This is a genomic window from Kitasatospora sp. Ki12 (assembly GCF_054601375.1).
The window spans coordinates 3,224,562-3,241,143 of record NZ_BAAIHT010000001.1 but is presented as its reverse complement, the minus strand read 5'-3'; the positions used below and the strand labels follow the sequence as shown (position 1 = coordinate 3,241,143).

At 71.5% G+C, this 16,582-nt stretch carries 10 protein-coding genes and 2 rRNA genes; 1 reads left to right on the top strand and 11 read right to left on the bottom strand.

All coding sequences use genetic code 11. From position 1 onward, the window contains the following. Window positions 1–121 precede the first annotated feature (121 nt). Window positions 122–1,021, top strand: coding sequence for a LysR family transcriptional regulator (locus ACYP53_RS14305; protein ID WP_189924660.1), 900 nt, complete (start codon window positions 122–124; stop codon window positions 1,019–1,021). Window positions 1,022–1,047: 26 nt separating this feature from the next. Here the strand turns inward: ACYP53_RS14305 and ACYP53_RS14300 are convergent, their stop codons facing one another. The 11 genes from ACYP53_RS14300 to ACYP53_RS14250 form a co-directional block, all read right to left on the bottom strand. Continuing rightward, a complete protein-coding gene (locus ACYP53_RS14300; protein WP_189924658.1) occupies window positions 1,048–1,815 on the bottom strand; it encodes a ZIP family metal transporter in 768 nt (255 codons plus the stop codon). 305 nt (window positions 1,816–2,120) lie between these two features. Next, the gene (locus tag ACYP53_RS14295) at window positions 2,121–3,947 is read right to left on the bottom strand and encodes a restriction endonuclease (RefSeq protein ID WP_459647595.1); all 1,827 of its coding nucleotides are present in this window, start codon (window positions 3,945–3,947) and stop codon (window positions 2,121–2,123) included. Window positions 3,948–4,062: 115 nt separating this feature from the next. After that, entirely contained in the window at window positions 4,063–5,919 is a 1,857-nt protein-coding gene (locus ACYP53_RS14290) for a hypothetical protein (protein WP_459647594.1), read from the bottom strand. A gap of 354 nt (window positions 5,920–6,273) precedes the next feature. Next, complete coding sequence (locus ACYP53_RS14285; RefSeq protein ID WP_189924652.1) at window positions 6,274–6,588, bottom strand: cupin domain-containing protein; 315 nt, start codon at window positions 6,586–6,588, stop codon at window positions 6,274–6,276. 234 nt (window positions 6,589–6,822) lie between these two features. Then, a complete protein-coding gene (locus ACYP53_RS14280) occupies window positions 6,823–7,479 on the bottom strand; it encodes a YigZ family protein (RefSeq protein ID WP_459647593.1) in 657 nt (218 codons plus the stop codon). Window positions 7,480–7,683: 204 nt separating this feature from the next. Continuing rightward, on the bottom strand, window positions 7,684–8,973 hold the full coding sequence (locus ACYP53_RS14275) for a DUF6986 family protein (RefSeq protein WP_189924647.1): 1,290 nt from the start codon (window positions 8,971–8,973) through the stop codon (window positions 7,684–7,686). 129 nt (window positions 8,974–9,102) lie between these two features. Continuing rightward, window positions 9,103–10,740: a DUF2637 domain-containing protein gene (locus ACYP53_RS14270; RefSeq protein ID WP_459647592.1), complete on the bottom strand. Its 1,638-nt coding sequence runs from the start codon at window positions 10,738–10,740 to the stop codon at window positions 9,103–9,105. 222 nt (window positions 10,741–10,962) lie between these two features. Further along, window positions 10,963–11,628: a response regulator transcription factor gene (locus ACYP53_RS14265; protein ID WP_189924645.1), complete on the bottom strand. Its 666-nt coding sequence runs from the start codon at window positions 11,626–11,628 to the stop codon at window positions 10,963–10,965. Continuing rightward, window positions 11,580–12,989, bottom strand: a complete 1,410-nt coding sequence (locus ACYP53_RS14260) for a sensor histidine kinase (protein WP_459647591.1) — start codon at window positions 12,987–12,989, stop codon at window positions 11,580–11,582. Before ACYP53_RS14260 ends, ACYP53_RS14265 begins: the two co-directional genes overlap by 49 nt. A 201-nt stretch (window positions 12,990–13,190) precedes the next feature. Continuing rightward, window positions 13,191–13,307: ribosomal RNA gene (gene rrf, locus ACYP53_RS14255) — 5S ribosomal RNA — on the bottom strand. An 81-nt stretch (window positions 13,308–13,388) separates the two neighbouring features. Beyond that, window positions 13,389–16,508: ribosomal RNA gene (locus ACYP53_RS14250) — 23S ribosomal RNA — on the bottom strand. Window positions 16,509–16,582 lie beyond the last annotated feature (74 nt).

Here is a 16,582-nt window from a genome sequence, read left to right as displayed (position 1 = left end):
CCTACTCGTGCTGCTCGTGCCGCTCACGGCGGCGGGTGTCGCGGTCATGGGTCGAGCATGGTGGCGCGGGACCGTGTAGCACCAGCGATGAATACTGAAGGAGACACTTTAGGATCGCTGCATGATGGATCTGGGGCGCCTGCGGGCGCTGCACGCGGTGGCGGTGCACGGCTCGGTCGGCGGGGCGGCGGCCGCGCTCGGGTTCACGCCCTCGGCGGTCTCGCAGCAGATCGCCAAGCTGGAGCGGGAGACCCGGACGGTGCTGCTGGAGCGGCAGGGCCGGGGCGTGGTGCTGACCGACGCGGCGCGCGAACTGGCCGCCACCGCGCAGACCGTGCTGGGCCTCGTGGAGCGGGCCGAGGTGCGGCTGGAGGAGCAGCGCGGCCAGGCGGTCGGACGGCTGCTGGTCGCCGCCTTCGCCTCCGGCGCGCGCGGGCTGATGCCCGCGGTGCTGGCCGATCTGCGGCGGCGCTGCCCCGAGCTGGACGTCCGGCTGCTGGAGCGCGACCCGTACCCGGCGGCCGAGCTGGTGGCCCGCGGCGAGGTGGACCTGGCACTGGTGCAGGACTGGCCGACGGTGCCGCTGCCGGTGCAGGACGGGGTCACCCGGCTGGACCTCGGGACGGACCCGGTCGACCTGCTGCTGCCCGCCGACGACGAGCTGGCCGCGCTCGACCCGGTGCCGGTGGAGCGGCTGCGCGGGCAGCGCTGGATCAGCGTGCCGCCGGGCAACATCTGCCACGACTGGCTGGTCCGCACCCTGCGCGAGGTCGGCGAGGAGCCGGACGTGCGCTACCAGGTCGGCGAGTTCGAGACGCAGATCGCACTGGTCGCGGCCGGTCTCGGGATGGGCCTGGTGCCGAAGCTCGGGCGGGGGCCGCTGCCGCCCGGGGTGGCGGCCCGCCGGGTGACGCCGGAGCCGAGCCGGCGGGTCTTCGCGCTCTGGCGCTCCCAGGCCTCCCGTCGGCCGGCCATCACCGAGGCGCTGGCGTCGATGCGGGAGTGCTGGGGGCGGCTCTAGGAGGTTTCGTCAGGCGGGCAGCGGGCTCACTTGGCGAAGCCGATCACCAGCCACATGAAGCCGACCCCGGCGACGGTGCAGAGCAGGGTGCTGCGCGAGGGGTGCGGGCTGTGGGCCTCGGGGAGGATGTCGGCGGTCGCCAGGTAGAGCAGGAAGCCGGAGAAGAAGCCCAGGTAGAGGCCGAGCAGGTGCTCCGGGATGGTGAACGCCAGGGTGATCGCGGCGCCGGACACCGGGGCCAGCGCGTCCGCCGCGAGCAGGGTCAGCGCCCGCCGCCGGTTGTTCCCGTAGAGCCGGGTGATCGTGTACGTGTTGAAGCCGTCGGCGAAGTCGTGCGCGACGACCGCGATGGCCACCACGGTGCCGACCGTGCTGCCCGCCTGGAACGCGGCGCCGATCGCGAAGCCGTCCATCACGCTGTGCCCGACCAGGGCGAGCGCGGCGGTCAGCCCGACGCCCTGGTGCCCGGTGCTGTGGGAGTGCCCGTGGTGGTGGCCGCCGTGGGTGTGCTCGGCGTACTCGCCCTCGTGGCCGCGGTGGATGGCGACCGCGCGCTCGACCACGTGGATGGTGAGGAAGCCGGCCGCGAACATCAGCAGCGCCTGCGGCACGCCGTGCACCTCGCCCGGCGCCTGGTGGATGGCCTCGGGCAGCAGGTCGAAGGCGACCACGCCCAGCATCAGGCCGGCCGCGAAGCCGAGCACCAGGTGGCGGCGGTCGCGGGTGCGCTGGGCGACGAAGCCGCCGATCAGCGTCATCAGGAAGGCCCCGGCGGCGACCAGGACGGCGGTCATCGGGCCGCCTCCGCCGCGGGTGCGGCCGGGTTGCCGGTGCCGCCGTGTGGTCTGCCGAGCGCTCTGCCCATTCCTCTCCCCCTGGGGTCCGCCCGTGGCCGGGCCGACCGCCGACCGTACCGGACCGAGGTTCGACGGCTGTCGACCGGGGTGCCGGGCGAGGCCGGGGCCCGTTCCCCAGCGTCGGTCCGGGGGTGGCGGGGCGCCCGCCGGATGGGCCGTCGGGGTGACCCCGCAGGTGGGGCGTGCAGCGGGCTGGGGCAGGGGTGGAGGAGCCGCGGAGGCGAGCAGCAGGCGGCACGCGGTCAGCGGTCGGCGGCGAGCGGCAGGCCGAGGTGGGTGCGGGCGAGTTCGCGGACCCCGTCGCCGTCGATCAGGTGGATGTGCCGGTGGCTCTCCTCCGCGGTGAGGTCCAGGGCCTCGTCGGCGAAACGGCCGGTGGTCAGCCGCAGGCCGCGCTCGGCGGACTCCTCCTGGACGGCGTCGGCCAGGGTGGCGATCTGCTCGGCGGGGACCGGCTCGGTGCCCCGGGAGGCCCAGACCACCCAGCGGCCGGGCAGCGCGCTGCCGGGCGCGCCCTCGCCGGTGGCGACCAGCCCGGCCGGGCCGCGCAGCCGGACGCTCCACTCGGCGAGCCCACCCCGGGTGAGCAGGTCGCGCACCAGCTGGACGAACTCGTTGGCGGACAGATCGGTCGCGGCCGGCACGGCGGCCCCGGCCTGGGCGGCCGGCTGGACACCCGACCGGTCGTACGGATCCGGGGTGACCGCGGCGCCCAGCTGGCGCAGCCGGACCAGGGCCTCGTCCTGCTCGGCGTCGGCGTAGACGCCCTCGTCGTCGCGCTCCTCGTACGGGGTCTCCGGCGGCAGCAGCCGGGTGCGGGCCAGCGCGTCACGGTCGGCGTCCACGCTGACCAGGCAGAGCGGCTCGGCGGTGCCGGGCTCGCGCAGCCAGCCGTTGAGGACGACGCCGGCGAGTATCTCGTCGGTGTCCACCGCGTCGGCGGCCTGCAGGGCGCGCAGCGCGAGCCGGGCGACCAGCCTCAGGTAGTCGGTGGCCCGGTCGGCCGGCGGACGCGGTACCGGGACGATGTCGCCGTCCGGGGCGAGCCGGTAGCCGGCGAGCGAGGGCACCAGGTCGAGCGGCGGCAGGTCGAGGTCCAGCACGGCGGTGCGGGTGAGCGGGCGGAACACCGCCCGGCAGGGGGCGGGCAGGTCCTGGGTGGCCGTCTCGGCGGCGGCCAGCGCCCGCTCCATCAGCGACTCCACGGCGGCCGGCTCGGCCAGACGGTAGGCCCGCCGGCACTCCTCCAGGCTCTCGTTGTACTCGCGCACGGCGCGGGCCCTGGCCTCCTCGGCCGCCTCGTGGACCCGCCGGGACTCGTCGGCGGCCGGGCTGCCGGCCTCGGCCCGGCGGGTGCGCCACTCGCGCAGGGCGCGCTGGTGGGTGAGCCGGGCCTGGGCCAGTTCGCGCTGGTAGCCGGAGTCGAGCAGGCGGCTGGACGGACCGCTCCCGGGGCCGGTCACGGCCGGCTCGGCGGGCGCGAAGTCCGCCCAGCGCGGCTCCGCCCCGTCGGCGGTTCCGGCACCGGGGCCGTCGGCCGGGTAGGGGCGGGGCTCGTAGTGGCGCAGCTGGCTCTCGAAGTCCATGGCCGAGACGGGCAGGGCGGCCCGTCGCAGCAGGTCGGCGAGCCGGTCGTGCTCGGCCTGGACGGTGACGGTGCGGTGGTGGGTGAGGGCGGCAGCCCGGGCGTGCGCCGCGACGGCCTCCTCCGGGTCGACCGGGCCGGACCCGGTGCCGCCCGGGCCGCCGCCGTCCCGGTCGGCTTCCGGCTGTTCGGCCCGGTCGGCCCGGTCAGCCGGGGCCGCCCGGTCGGCCGGATCGGTCTCGGCGTGGTCGGCGGCGGTCCGGGCGGTGCCGGCGGCGCCGAAGCCGCCCTCGTCGACGGGGCCGGCGGGGCCCGGGACGGACGGACCGTCACCCGCCGCCCCGACGGCGGCGCGGCCGGTGACGGCCTCCGGCTCCGGGGCCCCGTCGACGCCGAGGTCGCGGAAGACCGAGGCGAGGAAGCCCGGTTGGGGGATCCGAACGGTGGCGGTGCCGTCGGGCCGGCCGTCTGCTGAGTGCTGCATCGGTCGTCGTTCCCCCATGCTCGTCCGGCGGCTGCCAGGGGGCGGTCGACGAACCCGCGGACCCACCCCTGCCGGACATTGTCCACCGAACGGGCGCAACGGTCAGCCAAGCCGGTCAGTTGGTCCTGGTGTTGGTCAGGTGCAGACCGATGTAACCGACGTAGATCCGGCCACTGCCCGAGCAGTCGTCCAGGTAGTGCAGCCGGGGCGCGGTGCGGCCGCCGCCGATCCGCAGGTGCGCCCCCATGAACGCCCGACGGGAGGCGTCCACGCATTCCGGCACCGGCAGCATCCGTTCGCGCTTCCACTTGGTGTGGCTGAACACCGTTCTGGACTCCCCGCGCACGGCCTTGCGGGGCGGGAAGCGGTGACAGCCCTCCGGGGTGTGCTCGCACCACTGCTTGAAGTCCCCACCGGCCGTACCGCGGACGGCGGCCTCGGCGTACTCCTGAAGGGCGGTCAGACCGTCCCAGGCAAGCCGGGCCCAGCCGGCGCCGGTGCGCTGGAGCTCGTCCAGGGCGAGCGTGGCCTTCTGGTCCCCGGTGAAGGTCAGCAGCGGGAACTCGCCCAACCGGGAGATGAGTTCGGTGAAGTTCCCGGGCTTGCCGAAGCCGTCGACGGGCGGGGCGACGGGGTGCTGCCCGACGGCCGGTCCGGTGCCCGAGGTGATGCAGTGGCGGCCGGTCAGAGCGCGGCCCCCGGTGCGCGGGCGTGCCTCGCGGGCCTCCCGGCCGTCGTGGCCCTCCCGGCCCTGGCCCCGGTCACGGCGGTCGTGGCGCTCCAGCCGCAGGGTGCGCCGGACCTGCTCCAGCTCGTCGGCCCTGGCCTGCTGCTCGGCGCGGTCCTGCTGCTCCTCGCGGGCGAGTTCGGCCAGCTCGGTCAGGTCGGCCGGCGCGGCCGGGGTGGCCGGCGCCCTCAGGCTGTCCGGCGCGGCCGGGGTGGCCGACGCGGCCGAGCGGGCCGGGGTGGCCCGCGTGGCCGGTTCGACCGGCCCGGCCGGGTCGGCGGCCCGGCGGAGCTGTGGCGCCGGGACCCGCAGGACCGGGACGGCCGCCAGCGGCGGCGGCAGCGGCTGGTCGGCGGCGAGCCGGCGCGGCTCACGGGCGAGCAGTCCGGCGGCCCGGCGCAGGTCCTGCTCTATTCGGCCCCGGGCGAGCACCGGATGTCGGGCGGAGTCCTGCCGGGAGGCCGGGTCGACCTCGGGCAGATAGGTGCGCACCGCCCCGCCGTAGACGGTGTGGTACTCCAGCGCGACGTTGAACCCGGTGCGGGCGCCCGGGTCCAGGACGTAGGCGGTCGCGAGGCCGGGCAGCTGGTGGCAGAGCGGGCCGACGACGTCCTCGACCCAGTGCTCGAGCGGGAGGTTCACCGGGACGCTGGCGACCACGGTGGGCAGACGGCGCTCCGGATCGCACAGCTCGTCGATCAGGGCGTCCACCTCGTCGGCCGTGATCACCCGGGGTGCGGTGCGGACGGCGGTCGGACCGTCGGTGGCGTCGAGCAGCGGCAGGAGCGAGCGGGCGAGCTCGGGCACCGGCACCCGGCACGGGGTGCGCACGCCGCTGCCGGTGCTGTGCGTCTCGGCCTCCAGCCGCAGCCAGGTGGGGCCGCCGGCGGCGGTGGCCACGGTGAGCGTGAGCTGCTGGGTGCCGTGCGCGGCCGGGGTCCTCAGCCGGCGACGGTCGTAGCGGCCGGCGCCAGCGCCGCCGCGCAGCGGGCCGTGGTCACGGTCGAGCAGGACCCGGTCGCCCAGGCGGAGGCGCTCGGCGAGGCCGGGGGCGGAGGCGGGAGCGGTCGAGGGGGTCGACGGGTCGGGCGGCGCTCCGGGGGCCGGTGCGGCGAAGGGCTGCCCGGTGGGGACGCGGACGGTCGGCGGGGGCTCGTCGCAGCCCTCCTGCTTCAGCCAGGAGGCGAGCTGTTCGTCGGCCAGCGCGACGGCGTCGGCGTGCGGGAGGGCCGTGGTGACGGTCATCCGGTAAGGAGTCGCGGGGCCGCGGGGGCCGGGGAGATCGGCACCGACGTGCGAACGGACGTGGTTCGAGGTCGGGCGATTCGAGGCTGAACGGTCTGGAGTCGAACGGTCTGAGGCCATGCGCATACCTCCGTGGTGCGGGGTGGGGTCCTGTGTCCTCCATCGATGGGTTTCGTCCGGTTCCGCCGGATCCTTGCCCAGGAAACGCCACGGCCCGGAGCGGAAGTTCCAACTCCGGGCCATGACCCTACGTTCGGGTGAATATGTTCAAGCCGTCTTCCGCGTGGCGCGGGGCCTGGGCTACGGAGAACGGCCTGCCGCGGGCGGCACGGGCGACCTCGGCGCCAGGGTCCGTCAGACCCCTGCGGGCCCGGTGGGACTGCGGTTCCAGGCGGGTTCCGCGACCGGCACGGCCAACGGGTGGCCCGCCGGGGCGGCGTAGTTCGCGATCAGTACCACGGGTTCGGCCCCGAGGTTGCGGCCGACGTGGATGTGGACCGGCCCCGCCTCCTCGACCAGGGTGTCCCCCGCGCGACTGACCTCGACCCGGCCGTCGTGCAGGGTCCGGGTCAGCGTCCCGGAGAGCACCACCACGTCGACCCGGCCCGGGTGGTAGTGCCAGCCGGTGCCCGCACCCGGAGGCAGGGTGATGGTCCGGACGACGGGCATCGCGACGGCTTCCTGGCGAGGCGTCCTGGGCGGGCCGGACGGTTCCCGGCTGCTGGGCGGACGGGCATCGACGGCCGGTTCAGGCTAGGCAGGCCCCCGGGAGACCGAAACGGGCCGGGGGCGTTGTGGCCGAATCTCTGTCCGGAACCCAGCGGCCCGACGATGGCAGGACGACGCCGGCAGGACGACGCCGGCGGGGCGACGGCGGCGGGCGGCCGGGGGTGGCGCCTCGGCTCAGACCGGCACCTCGACGTAGGTACGACCGGCCGGGACCGCCACCGAGCCGCCCCCGGTCGCCTCGGCCAGCCAGGTGTGGAAGGCCGCCGCCTCGGGCTCCGGCACCCCCACCTCGATCCGCACCCCGGTCGCCTCGTAGGCGAGGTCGCTGACCGCGTACCCGGCCGCCCGCAGGTCGTTCTCCACCCGCCCGGCCCGGACGTGGTCCACCGTCACCGCGAGCAGCGCGACCGGCCGCCGCTCCAGCAGACCGATCTCGTCCACGGCCTCCGAGACCGCGTTCCCGTACGCCCGCACCAGGCCGCCGGCGCCGAGCTTGATCCCGCCGAAGTACCTGGTGACCACGGCGACGGTGTCGGTCAGGCCGCGTCGGCGCAGCACCTCCAGCATCGGCACCCCGGCCGTGCCGCCGGGTTCGCCGTCGTCGCTGGAGCGCTCGCGGCGCTGCTCGTCGCCGACCACGAAGGCGGTGCAGTTGTGCCGGGCGTCCCAGTACTGCTTGCGGATGCCGGCGATGAAGGCCTGCGCCTCCTCCTCGTCGGCGACCCGGGCGAGGTGGCAGATGAACCGGGACTTCTTGATCTCGATCTCGTGGCTGCCGGCCCGCCGGATGGTGAGGTACGGCCTGGCGGTGGGCTCCGGCGTGGCGGACATGGCGCGGTGGTTCTCCCGGGAACGGCGAAAGGCTGGCGGCGCGCACCCCGGGGACCCGGGGCGGCACCGCCAGCCTAGTTGGCGCGCGGGCGGGGCATCAGCGGCCGGCGGGGACCACCGGCCGGGGGGTCGGCTCACCGGGGGCCAAGGGCCGGACCGCAGGGGAGCAGGCTGCGACGGGCCGGGGCTTCGGAGGGCCGGGCCTCAGCGGCCGGCGAGGGTGTCCAGCCGCTCGCGGTCCAGGCCGGTCAGCGCGGTGACCTCGGCGAGGTCGACGGCGCCGCAGTCCAGGCCGCGCAGCAGGTAGCCGCTGAGCGCCCGGGCGGTGGCCGGCTCGTCCATCACGTCGCCGCCCGCCTTGGCGACGTACGCGGCCAGCCGGGCGGCGGCGGCCGCCAGGCCCTCGCGGTAGAAGGAGTACACCGCGACGTAGCGGGTCGGCAGGTGCGCCGGGTGCATGTCCCAGCCCTGGTAGTAGGCGCGGGCGAGCGAGCGGCGGACCAGGTCGTGGTGGAGCTTCCAGGCCGCGTGCACCTGCTCGGTGGAGCCGGTCGGGATGACGTTGGTCGAACCGTCCGAGAGCCGGACCCCGGTGCCGGCCGCGGCCACCTGCATGACCGCCTTGGCGTGGTCGGCGGCCGGGTGGTCCATGCTCTGGTGGGCCGCGCTGACGCCGCAGGCCGCGCTGTAGTCGAAGGTGCCGTAGTGCAGACCGGTGGCGCGGCCCTCGGCGGCCTCGATCATCCGGGCGACGGTGGCCCGGCCGTCCGGGCCGAGGATGGCCTGGGTGGTCTCGATCTGGATCTCGAAGCCGATCCGGCCGGCGGGCAGCCCGGCCCGGCGCTCGAAGTCCTCCAGCAGCCGGACCAGCGCGGTGACCTGCTCGGCGTAGGTCACCTTGGGCAGGGTCAGGACCAGCCCCTCCGGCAGGCCGCCACCGGCCAGCAGGGTCGCCAGGAACAGCTCCAGGGTGCGGATGCCCCGGGCGCGGACCGGCGCCTCCATGCACTTGATCCGGATGCCGACGTACGGCGGGGCACTGCCCTCGGCCACGGCCGCGGTGATCAGCTCGGCGGCCCGGACCGCGGCCGCGTCCTCCTCGGCGTCGGGGCGGGGGCCGTAGCCGTCCTCGAAGTCGATCCGCAGGTCCTCGACCGGCTCGCGCTCCAGCTTGGCACGGACCCGGGCGTGCACGTCGGCGAGCAGTTCGTCGTCGGCGACGCCGAGGGCGCGGGCCAGCTCGGCGGTCGTGCCGGCGTGGGTGTCGAAGGCCGCCAGGGCCTGACGGCCCCACTCCCGTACGGTGTCGGCGGCGAAGGCGTCGGCGGGGACGTAGACGGTGTGCACCGGCTGCCTGGTCCCGGACTCGCCGGGGTAGCGGCGCGCCAGGTCGGCGTCGACCGGGGCGAGCAGCGCCTCCACGGCGGCCCGGGCGGCGCTGGAGAAGGAGGCCCCCTCAGTCGGCCCGTTACCGTCGACCTCGACCTGCGACATCCGCACTCCTCCATGCCGAACCAGCGCCCGCGCCGAACCGGCGCTTCAACAATTTGTTGAGGCGAAGGTAACTCCGGCGGGATCGGGCGTCAATGGCCCGACCGAGCGCTGGACGGGTGGCGGCCCCGCTCAGTCCCTCCCGGCGGCCTCGTAGCGGTCGCGCAGCTCCGGGTACAACTCGGCGACCTCCTTCGGGTGGACCGAACCGTCGAGCCCCTTGCCGGTGACGCCGTACTCCCTGGTCAGCCAGTCGGCGAGGCGCTGCGGGTCGGGCTGGTGGTTGTGGTTGTCCATGTAGGTGACGAGCGCCTCGTAGGCGAGGTCCGGGTCGAGGCGCGACGGGGCCTGGTGGGACTCGGGCAGGTCGGCTGGGGCGGGCTCCTCGGCCGGGACCGGCTGCTCGGCCCCCACGGGCTGCGCCTGCTGCTGGGCCGGCTGCCGGGCGGGCCCGGGCTGCGGCTCGACGGGCTGCTCGGACTGCTGCGGGCCGGCCGGGTGCTGGGCCTGCGTCCGGGACCCGGAGGCGGTGGGCGCCGGACCGGCGGTGGGGACCGGGACGGGCGCGGCGACCGGAGCGGCGGCGGCGACCGAATCAGCGGGCTCCTCGGCGACCGGGCGCGGGGGCTTGAACCAGGGCGAGGCCTGGCCGGGCACCCGTCCGCCGGGGGCCGCGTCGGTCGGGTGGCCGGTGGTGCGGACCGGACGCTCGGTCCAGACGTTCAGCTCCTCACGGTGCGGCTGCGGGACGACGTCCGCCGCCTCCTCCGGCTCCTGCGCGGCCCGCAGCCGGACGGCCGCCAGCTTCGCCAGCATGGGCGCGGCCACCTCGGCGGGCAACGGCGCGGGAGCGGCGGCTTCGGCCTGGGCGACCTGGGCGACCTGGGCCGCCTGAGCGGTCGCCGGCTGCGGCTGCTGGGCCTGCGGCGCCTGCTGCGGGAGCTGCTGCGGGTGCGTGAGCTGCTGCGGCGGACCGGCCTGGGCCGACGAGCCGGCGGCCGCCGGGGCGAGGGCGGCGGCGCGGCCCTCCTGGCCCGGGAGCGCCTGCGGCTCCTGCCCCGCCGGGACCTCCGAGGCCTCGCGCTCGCGGGCCTGGTCGTCCAGCCGGTCGAGCAGCGCGGGGTCCAGCGGCACGCCGAACTTGGCCAGCTTGAGCGGCAGCAGCGCCTGGATCGGCGCCGAGCGGCGCCAGCCGCGACCGTAGCGGAAGCGCAGCTGCGCCCGGTAGACGAGGCGGTTCTGCTCCAGCCGGATGACCTCGTCGTAGGAGCGGAGCTCCCAGAGCTTCATCCGCCGCCAGAGCCGGAAGGTCGGCACCGGGGACAGGATCCAGCGCATCACCCGGACCGATTCCATGTGGCGGTCCGCGGTGATCGCCGCGATCCGGCCGACCGCATGACGGGAGGCCTCGACCACGACGACGAAGAGCACCGGGATGACGGCGTGCATCCCCATGCCGAGCGGGTCGCCCCAGGAGGCGGCGGCGTTGAAGGCGATGGTGGCGACGGTCAGCACCCAGGCGGTCTGCCGCAGCATCGGGAAGGGGATCCGCAGCCAGGTCAGCACCAGGTCGAGCGCCAGGAGCACGACGATGCCCGCGTCGACGCCGATCGGGAAGGCGTAGGAGAAGGCGCCGAAACCTTTCTCCTGGGCCAGCTCGCGCACCGCGTTGTACGAACCCGCGAACCCGATGCCCGAGATGATGAAGGCGCCGGCCGCGACCAGGCCGAGCAGGCCCCGATGGGCCTTGGTGAGCGTTGGGCGTGCCATTACGTCTATCAACCCCTGGATGTCGGCTGCGGCCGTACGCTGCCTCGACTGCCCGGTCCCGCTGTTCGGGCCGCCGGACGGTCGAGCGACCTCCGGGCTCGGCCCACCGGAGTTTACTCGTACACCTGTTTAAGCGTTCCCGCAGCCTGGGGTGTCACGGGTTCGCGGTGCGGCGGCGGCCCGCGGAGCCGGACGGCCCGCCCGGAGCGACCGGCCGGACCGTCAGCTGCTCTGCCCCGCCGTGCCGTTGAGGTAGGTCAGCACGGCCAGCACCCGGCGGTTGGCGTCCTCGTCCGGGGCGAGTTCGAGCTTGGTGAAGATGTTGGCGATGTGCTTGGCCACCGCGCCGTCGCTCACCGAAAGCCGGGCGGCGATCGCCGAGTTGGAACAGCCCTCGGCCATCAGCTCCAGCACCTCCCGCTCCCGCGGGGACAGCCGCAGCAGCGGGCCCGGCCGGCGCGAGGTGGTCTGCATCAGCTTGGCGATCACGTCCGGGTCCATCGCCGTCCCGCCCGCCGCCACCCGGCGGACCGCGTCGATGAACTGCCCCGCGTTGAACACCCGGTCCTTCAGCAGGTAGCCGATGCCGCCCGTGCCGTCGGCCAGCAGCTCCCGCGCGTACAGCTGCTGGACGTGCTGTGACAGCACCAGGACCGGCAGGCCCTGGATCTCCCGGCGGGCCTTGAGCGCCGCCTGCAACCCCTCGTCGGTGAGCGTCGGGGGCAGCCGGACGTCGACCACGGCCACGTCCGGGCGGTGGGTGAGCAGCGCCTCCAGCAGCTCGGGCCCCGTCTCCACCGCCGCGACGACGGTGAACCCGTGCGCTTCCAGCAGCCTGATCAGGCCTTCGCGAAGGAGGTAGAGGTCCTCGGCGAGGACAACTCGCACGGCAACTCCAAGGTGATGGTGGTCGGACCGCCCGACGTGCTGTCGATGGCGAGGACACCGTCGAAGGTACCCAACCGCTTCTCGATGCCGCGCAGTCCGGTCCCCCGGGAGGGATCGGCCACGCCCACGCCGTCGTCCGTCACCGTGACCCGCAGGAAGCCGGCCCGGTACAGGATGTCCACCCATACCTGTTCCGCCCCGGAGTGCTTGGCCGCGTTGGCCAGCAGCTCGCAGATGCTGAAGTACACGGCGGCCTCCACCGGCGCCGGCGGCCGGTCCGGCAGGCTGACGAACACCTCGGTCGGCAGCGCGTTGTCCAGTGCCAGCGCCCGGACGGCGTCGCCCAGCCCGCGCTCGGCGAGCACCGGCGGGTGGATGCCGCGGACCAGGTCCCGCAGCTCCTGTAGGGCCCGCGCCGAGGACTGCCGGGCCTCGGCCAGCAACTCCCGCGCGGCCGCCTGGTCGGTGTCCATCAGGTGCTCGATCGTGCCCAGCGTCATCCCTATCGCGACCAGCCGGGCCTGAGCGCCGTCGTGCAGGTCCCGTTCGATCCGCCGCAGCTCGGCCGCCTGGTTGCCCGCCGCGTCCGCCCGCGTCTCGGTCAACTCGGCCACCCGCCTGGTCAGCTGGGCGTGCGACGCCCGGCCGTCCTGGTCCAGCACCCGGCGGGCCACCTCCGCGTACGCGCGCAGCGCGAACGGTGCCACGAGTATCCCGGCGGCGACCATGGCGGCCCCGATCCCGAGGCTCAGCAGCACCGACATCATCCGCGAGCTGAACGGCCCGAGCCCGTCCGGCATGACCGGCCCCGCCAGGGCGTAGGCCGTCCCCAGCACGAGCAGGGCGGCCACCGGCCCGGCCAGGACCAGCGTGAGGAAGGGGTTCACCGCGAGCCAGGCCAGCTCACCGCGGGTGGTGCTGTCCCGCAGCCCCCAGTGGACCAGCTGCGCGTACTTCGCCACCGTCTGCGAGCGGTGGTACGAGTACCCCGTCCACCAGTGCCCGCGGTCGTCCAACTCCAGCCCCGGCCGGTGCCCGTACACCGCCGGCAGCCGGACCCCGTACCAGCGCGTCAGCTGCCCGCGCGTCCGGCTCGCGGTGTGGCGGATGTTGGCCGCGGCCACCACGATGCCGACGGCCGCCCCGACCACCAGGGCGAAGAAGGCCTCCAGGTCGTACGACTGCGTCAACTCGGCGGTGACCACGCCCGCGAAGATCGCGGCGCCCACCGGCAGCACCGCCCCCGGCACCGCCGCGCACACCACCAGGGCAAGCCGTGCCAGCCCCTCACCGCCGGCCACGAAGGCCGCCTGGGTCTGAGCACGTACGGACGTGCCGTTCGTACGACTCGCTGTTGTCACGGGAAGCTCCTGATGCCAGTACCGATCGTCCTCCATCAGTGTTCACGAACCGGCGGCCACCCACACTGGCCATGGCACCCCAAAACCGGGGTGGACCTAGGACCACCTGCTGGTGGTTGCAGCAACACCGGGCCGGTGGGCTGATCCGGAAATGCGAAAAGCCCCTGATCCGAGTGGATCAGGGGCTTTTCAGCAATGATTGTTCGGCGGCGTCCTACTCTCCCACAGGGTCCCCCCTGCAGTACCATCGGCGCTGTGAGGCTTAGCTTCCGGGTTCGGAATGTAACCGGGCGTTTCCCTCACGCTATGACCACCGAAACACTATGAAACTGTCAACCGACACCCGAACATTTTCGGGTGGGTCGTTGTTTCAGAACAACACAGTGGACGCGAGCAACTGAGGACAAGCCCTCGGCCTATTAGTACCGGTCAACTCCACCCCTTACAGGGCTTCCATATCCGGCCTATCAACCCAGTCGTCTACTGGGAGCCTTACCCTCTCAAGGAGGTGGGAGTGCTCATCTCGAAGCAGGCTTCCCGCTTAGATGCTTTCAGCGGTTATCCCTCCCGAACGTAGCCAACCAGCCATGCCCTTGGCAGGACAACTGGCACACCAGAGGTTCGTCCGTCCCGGTCCTCTCGTACTAGGGACAGCCCTTCTCAACACTCCTACGCGCACAGCGGATAGGGACCGAACTGTCTCACGACGTTCTAAACCCAGCTCGCGTACCGCTTTAATGGGCGAACAGCCCAACCCTTGGGACCTACTCCAGCCCCAGGATGCGACGAGCCGACATCGAGGTGCCAAACCATCCCGTCGATATGGACTCTTGGGGAAGATCAGCCTGTTATCCCCGGGGTACCTTTTATCCGTTGAGCGACGGCGCTTCCACAAGCCACCGCCGGATCACTAGTCCCTACTTTCGTACCTGCTCGACCCGTCAGTCTCACAGTCAAGCTCCCTTGTGCACTTACACTCAACACCTGATTGCCAACCAGGCTGAGGGAACCTTTGGGCGCCTCCGTTACCCTTTAGGAGGCAACCGCCCCAGTTAAACTACCCACCAGACACTGTCCCTGATCCGGATCACGGACCCAGGTTAGACATCCAGCACGACCAGAGTGGTATTTCAACGGCGACTCCACAACAACTGGCGTTGCTGCTTCAAAGTCTCCCACCTATCCTACACAAGCCGAACCGAACACCAATATCAAGCTATAGTAAAGGTCCCGGGGTCTTTCCGTCCTGCTGCGCGAAACGAGCATCTTTACTCGTAATGCAATTTCACCGGGCCTATGGTTGAGACAGTCGAGAAGTCGTTACGCCATTCGTGCAGGTCGGAACTTACCCGACAAGGAATTTCGCTACCTTAGGATGGTTATAGTTACCACCGCCGTTTACTGGCGCTTAAGTTCTCAGCTTCGCCCCACCGAAATGGAGCTAACCGGTCCCCTTAACGTTCCAGCACCGGGCAGGCGTCAGTCCGTATACATCGCCTTACGGCTTCGCACGGACCTGTGTTTTTAGTAAACAGTCGCTTCTCGCTGGTCTCTGCGGCCACCCCCAGCTCAAGGTGCAAGACCCATCACCAGGAATGGCCCCCCTTCTCCCGAAGTTACGGGGGCATTTTGCCGAGTTCCTTAACCATAGTTCACCCGAACGCCTCGGTATTCTCTACCTGACCACCTGAGTCGGTTTGGGGTACGGGCCGCCATGAAACTCGCTAGAGGCTTTTCTCGACAGCATAGGATCATCCACTTCACCACAATCGGCTCGGCATCAGGTCTCAGCCTCAATGAGTGACGGATTTGCCTATCACTCGGCCTACACCCTTACCCCGGGACTACCACCGCCCGGGCTGGACTACCTTCCTGCGTCACCCCATCGCTCACCTACTACCCGTTGGGTCACCGGCTCCACCACTTCCCTTTGCCCGAAGGCTCCAGGACGGCTTCACGGGCTTAGCATCAAGAGGTTCGACGTTGGCGCTTCAAAGCGGGTACGGGAATATCAACCCGTTGTCCATCGACTACGCCTGTCGGCCTCGCCTTAGGTCCCGACTTACCCTGGGCAGATCAGCTTGACCCAGGAACCCTTGGTCAATCGGCGCAAGAGTTTCCCACTCTTGTATCGCTACTCATGCCTGCATTCTCACTCGTATACCGTCCACGACTGGTTTCCACCGCCGCTTCACCCGGCACACGACGCTCCCCTACCCATCCACACAGCCGTTAGGCCTTCGCATGTGAATGACACGACTTCGGTGATGTGCTTGAGCCCCGCTACATTGTCGGCGCGGAATCACTTGACCAGTGAGCTATTACGCACTCTTTCAAGGGTGGCTGCTTCTAAGCCAACCTCCTGGTTGTCTCTGCGACTCCACATCCTTTCCCACTTAGCACACGCTTAGGGACCTTAGTCGGTGTTCTGGGCTGTTTCCCTCTCGACCATGGAGCTTATCCCCCACAGTCTCACTGCCACGCTCTCACTTACCGGCATTCGGAGTTTGGCTAAGGTCAGTAACCCGGTAAGGCCCATCGCCTATCCAGTGCTCTACCTCCGGCAAGAAACACGTGACGCTGCACCTAAATGCATTTCGGGGAGAACCAGCTATCACGGAGTTTGATTGGCCTTTCACCCCTAACCACAGGTCATCCCCCAGGTTTTCAACCCTGGTGGGTTCGGTCCTCCACACGGTCTTACCCGCGCTTCAACCTGCCCATGGCTAGATCACTCCGCTTCGGGTCTTGGGCATGCAACTGGGTCGCCCTATTCGGACTCGCTTTCGCTACGGCTACCCCACACGGGTTAACCTCGCTACACACCGCAAACTCGCAGGCTCATTCTTCAAAAGGCACGCAGTCACGGCCCACCAGCAAGCTGATGAACGACGCTCCCACGGCTTGTAGGCACACGGTTTCAGGTACTATTTCACTCCGCTCCCGCGGTACTTTTCACCATTCCCTCACGGTACTATCCGCTATCGGTCACTAGGGAATATTTAGGCTTAGCGGGTGGTCCCGCCAGATTCACACGGGATTTCTCGGGCCCCGTGCTACTTGGGAGTTCTTCAAACGAGCCGTACAGATTTCGTCTACGGGGGTCTTACCCTCTACGCCGGACCTTTCGCATGTCCTTCGACTACCCATACGGTTTCTGACTCGCCGACCGGCCGGCAGACCGATCAAGAAAAATCCCACGACCCCGCATTGGCAACCCCTGCCGGGTCTCACACCAATACGGTTTAGCCTCATCCAGTTTCGCTCGCCACTACTCCCGGAATCACGGTTGTTTTCTCTTCCTGCGGGTACTGAGATGTTTCACTTCCCCGCGTTCCCTCCACACTGCCTATGTGTTCAGCAGCGGGTGACAGCCCATGACGACTGCCGGGTTTCCCCATTCGGACACCCCCGGATCAAAGCTCGGTTGACAGCTCCCCGGGGCCTATCGCGGCCTCCCACGTCCTTCATCGGTTCCTAGTGCCAAGGCATCCACCGTGCGCCCTTAAAAACTTGGCCACAGATGCTCGCGTCCACTGTGCAGTTCTCAAACAACGACCAGTCACACACCCTCGATGATCCGAAGACCACCT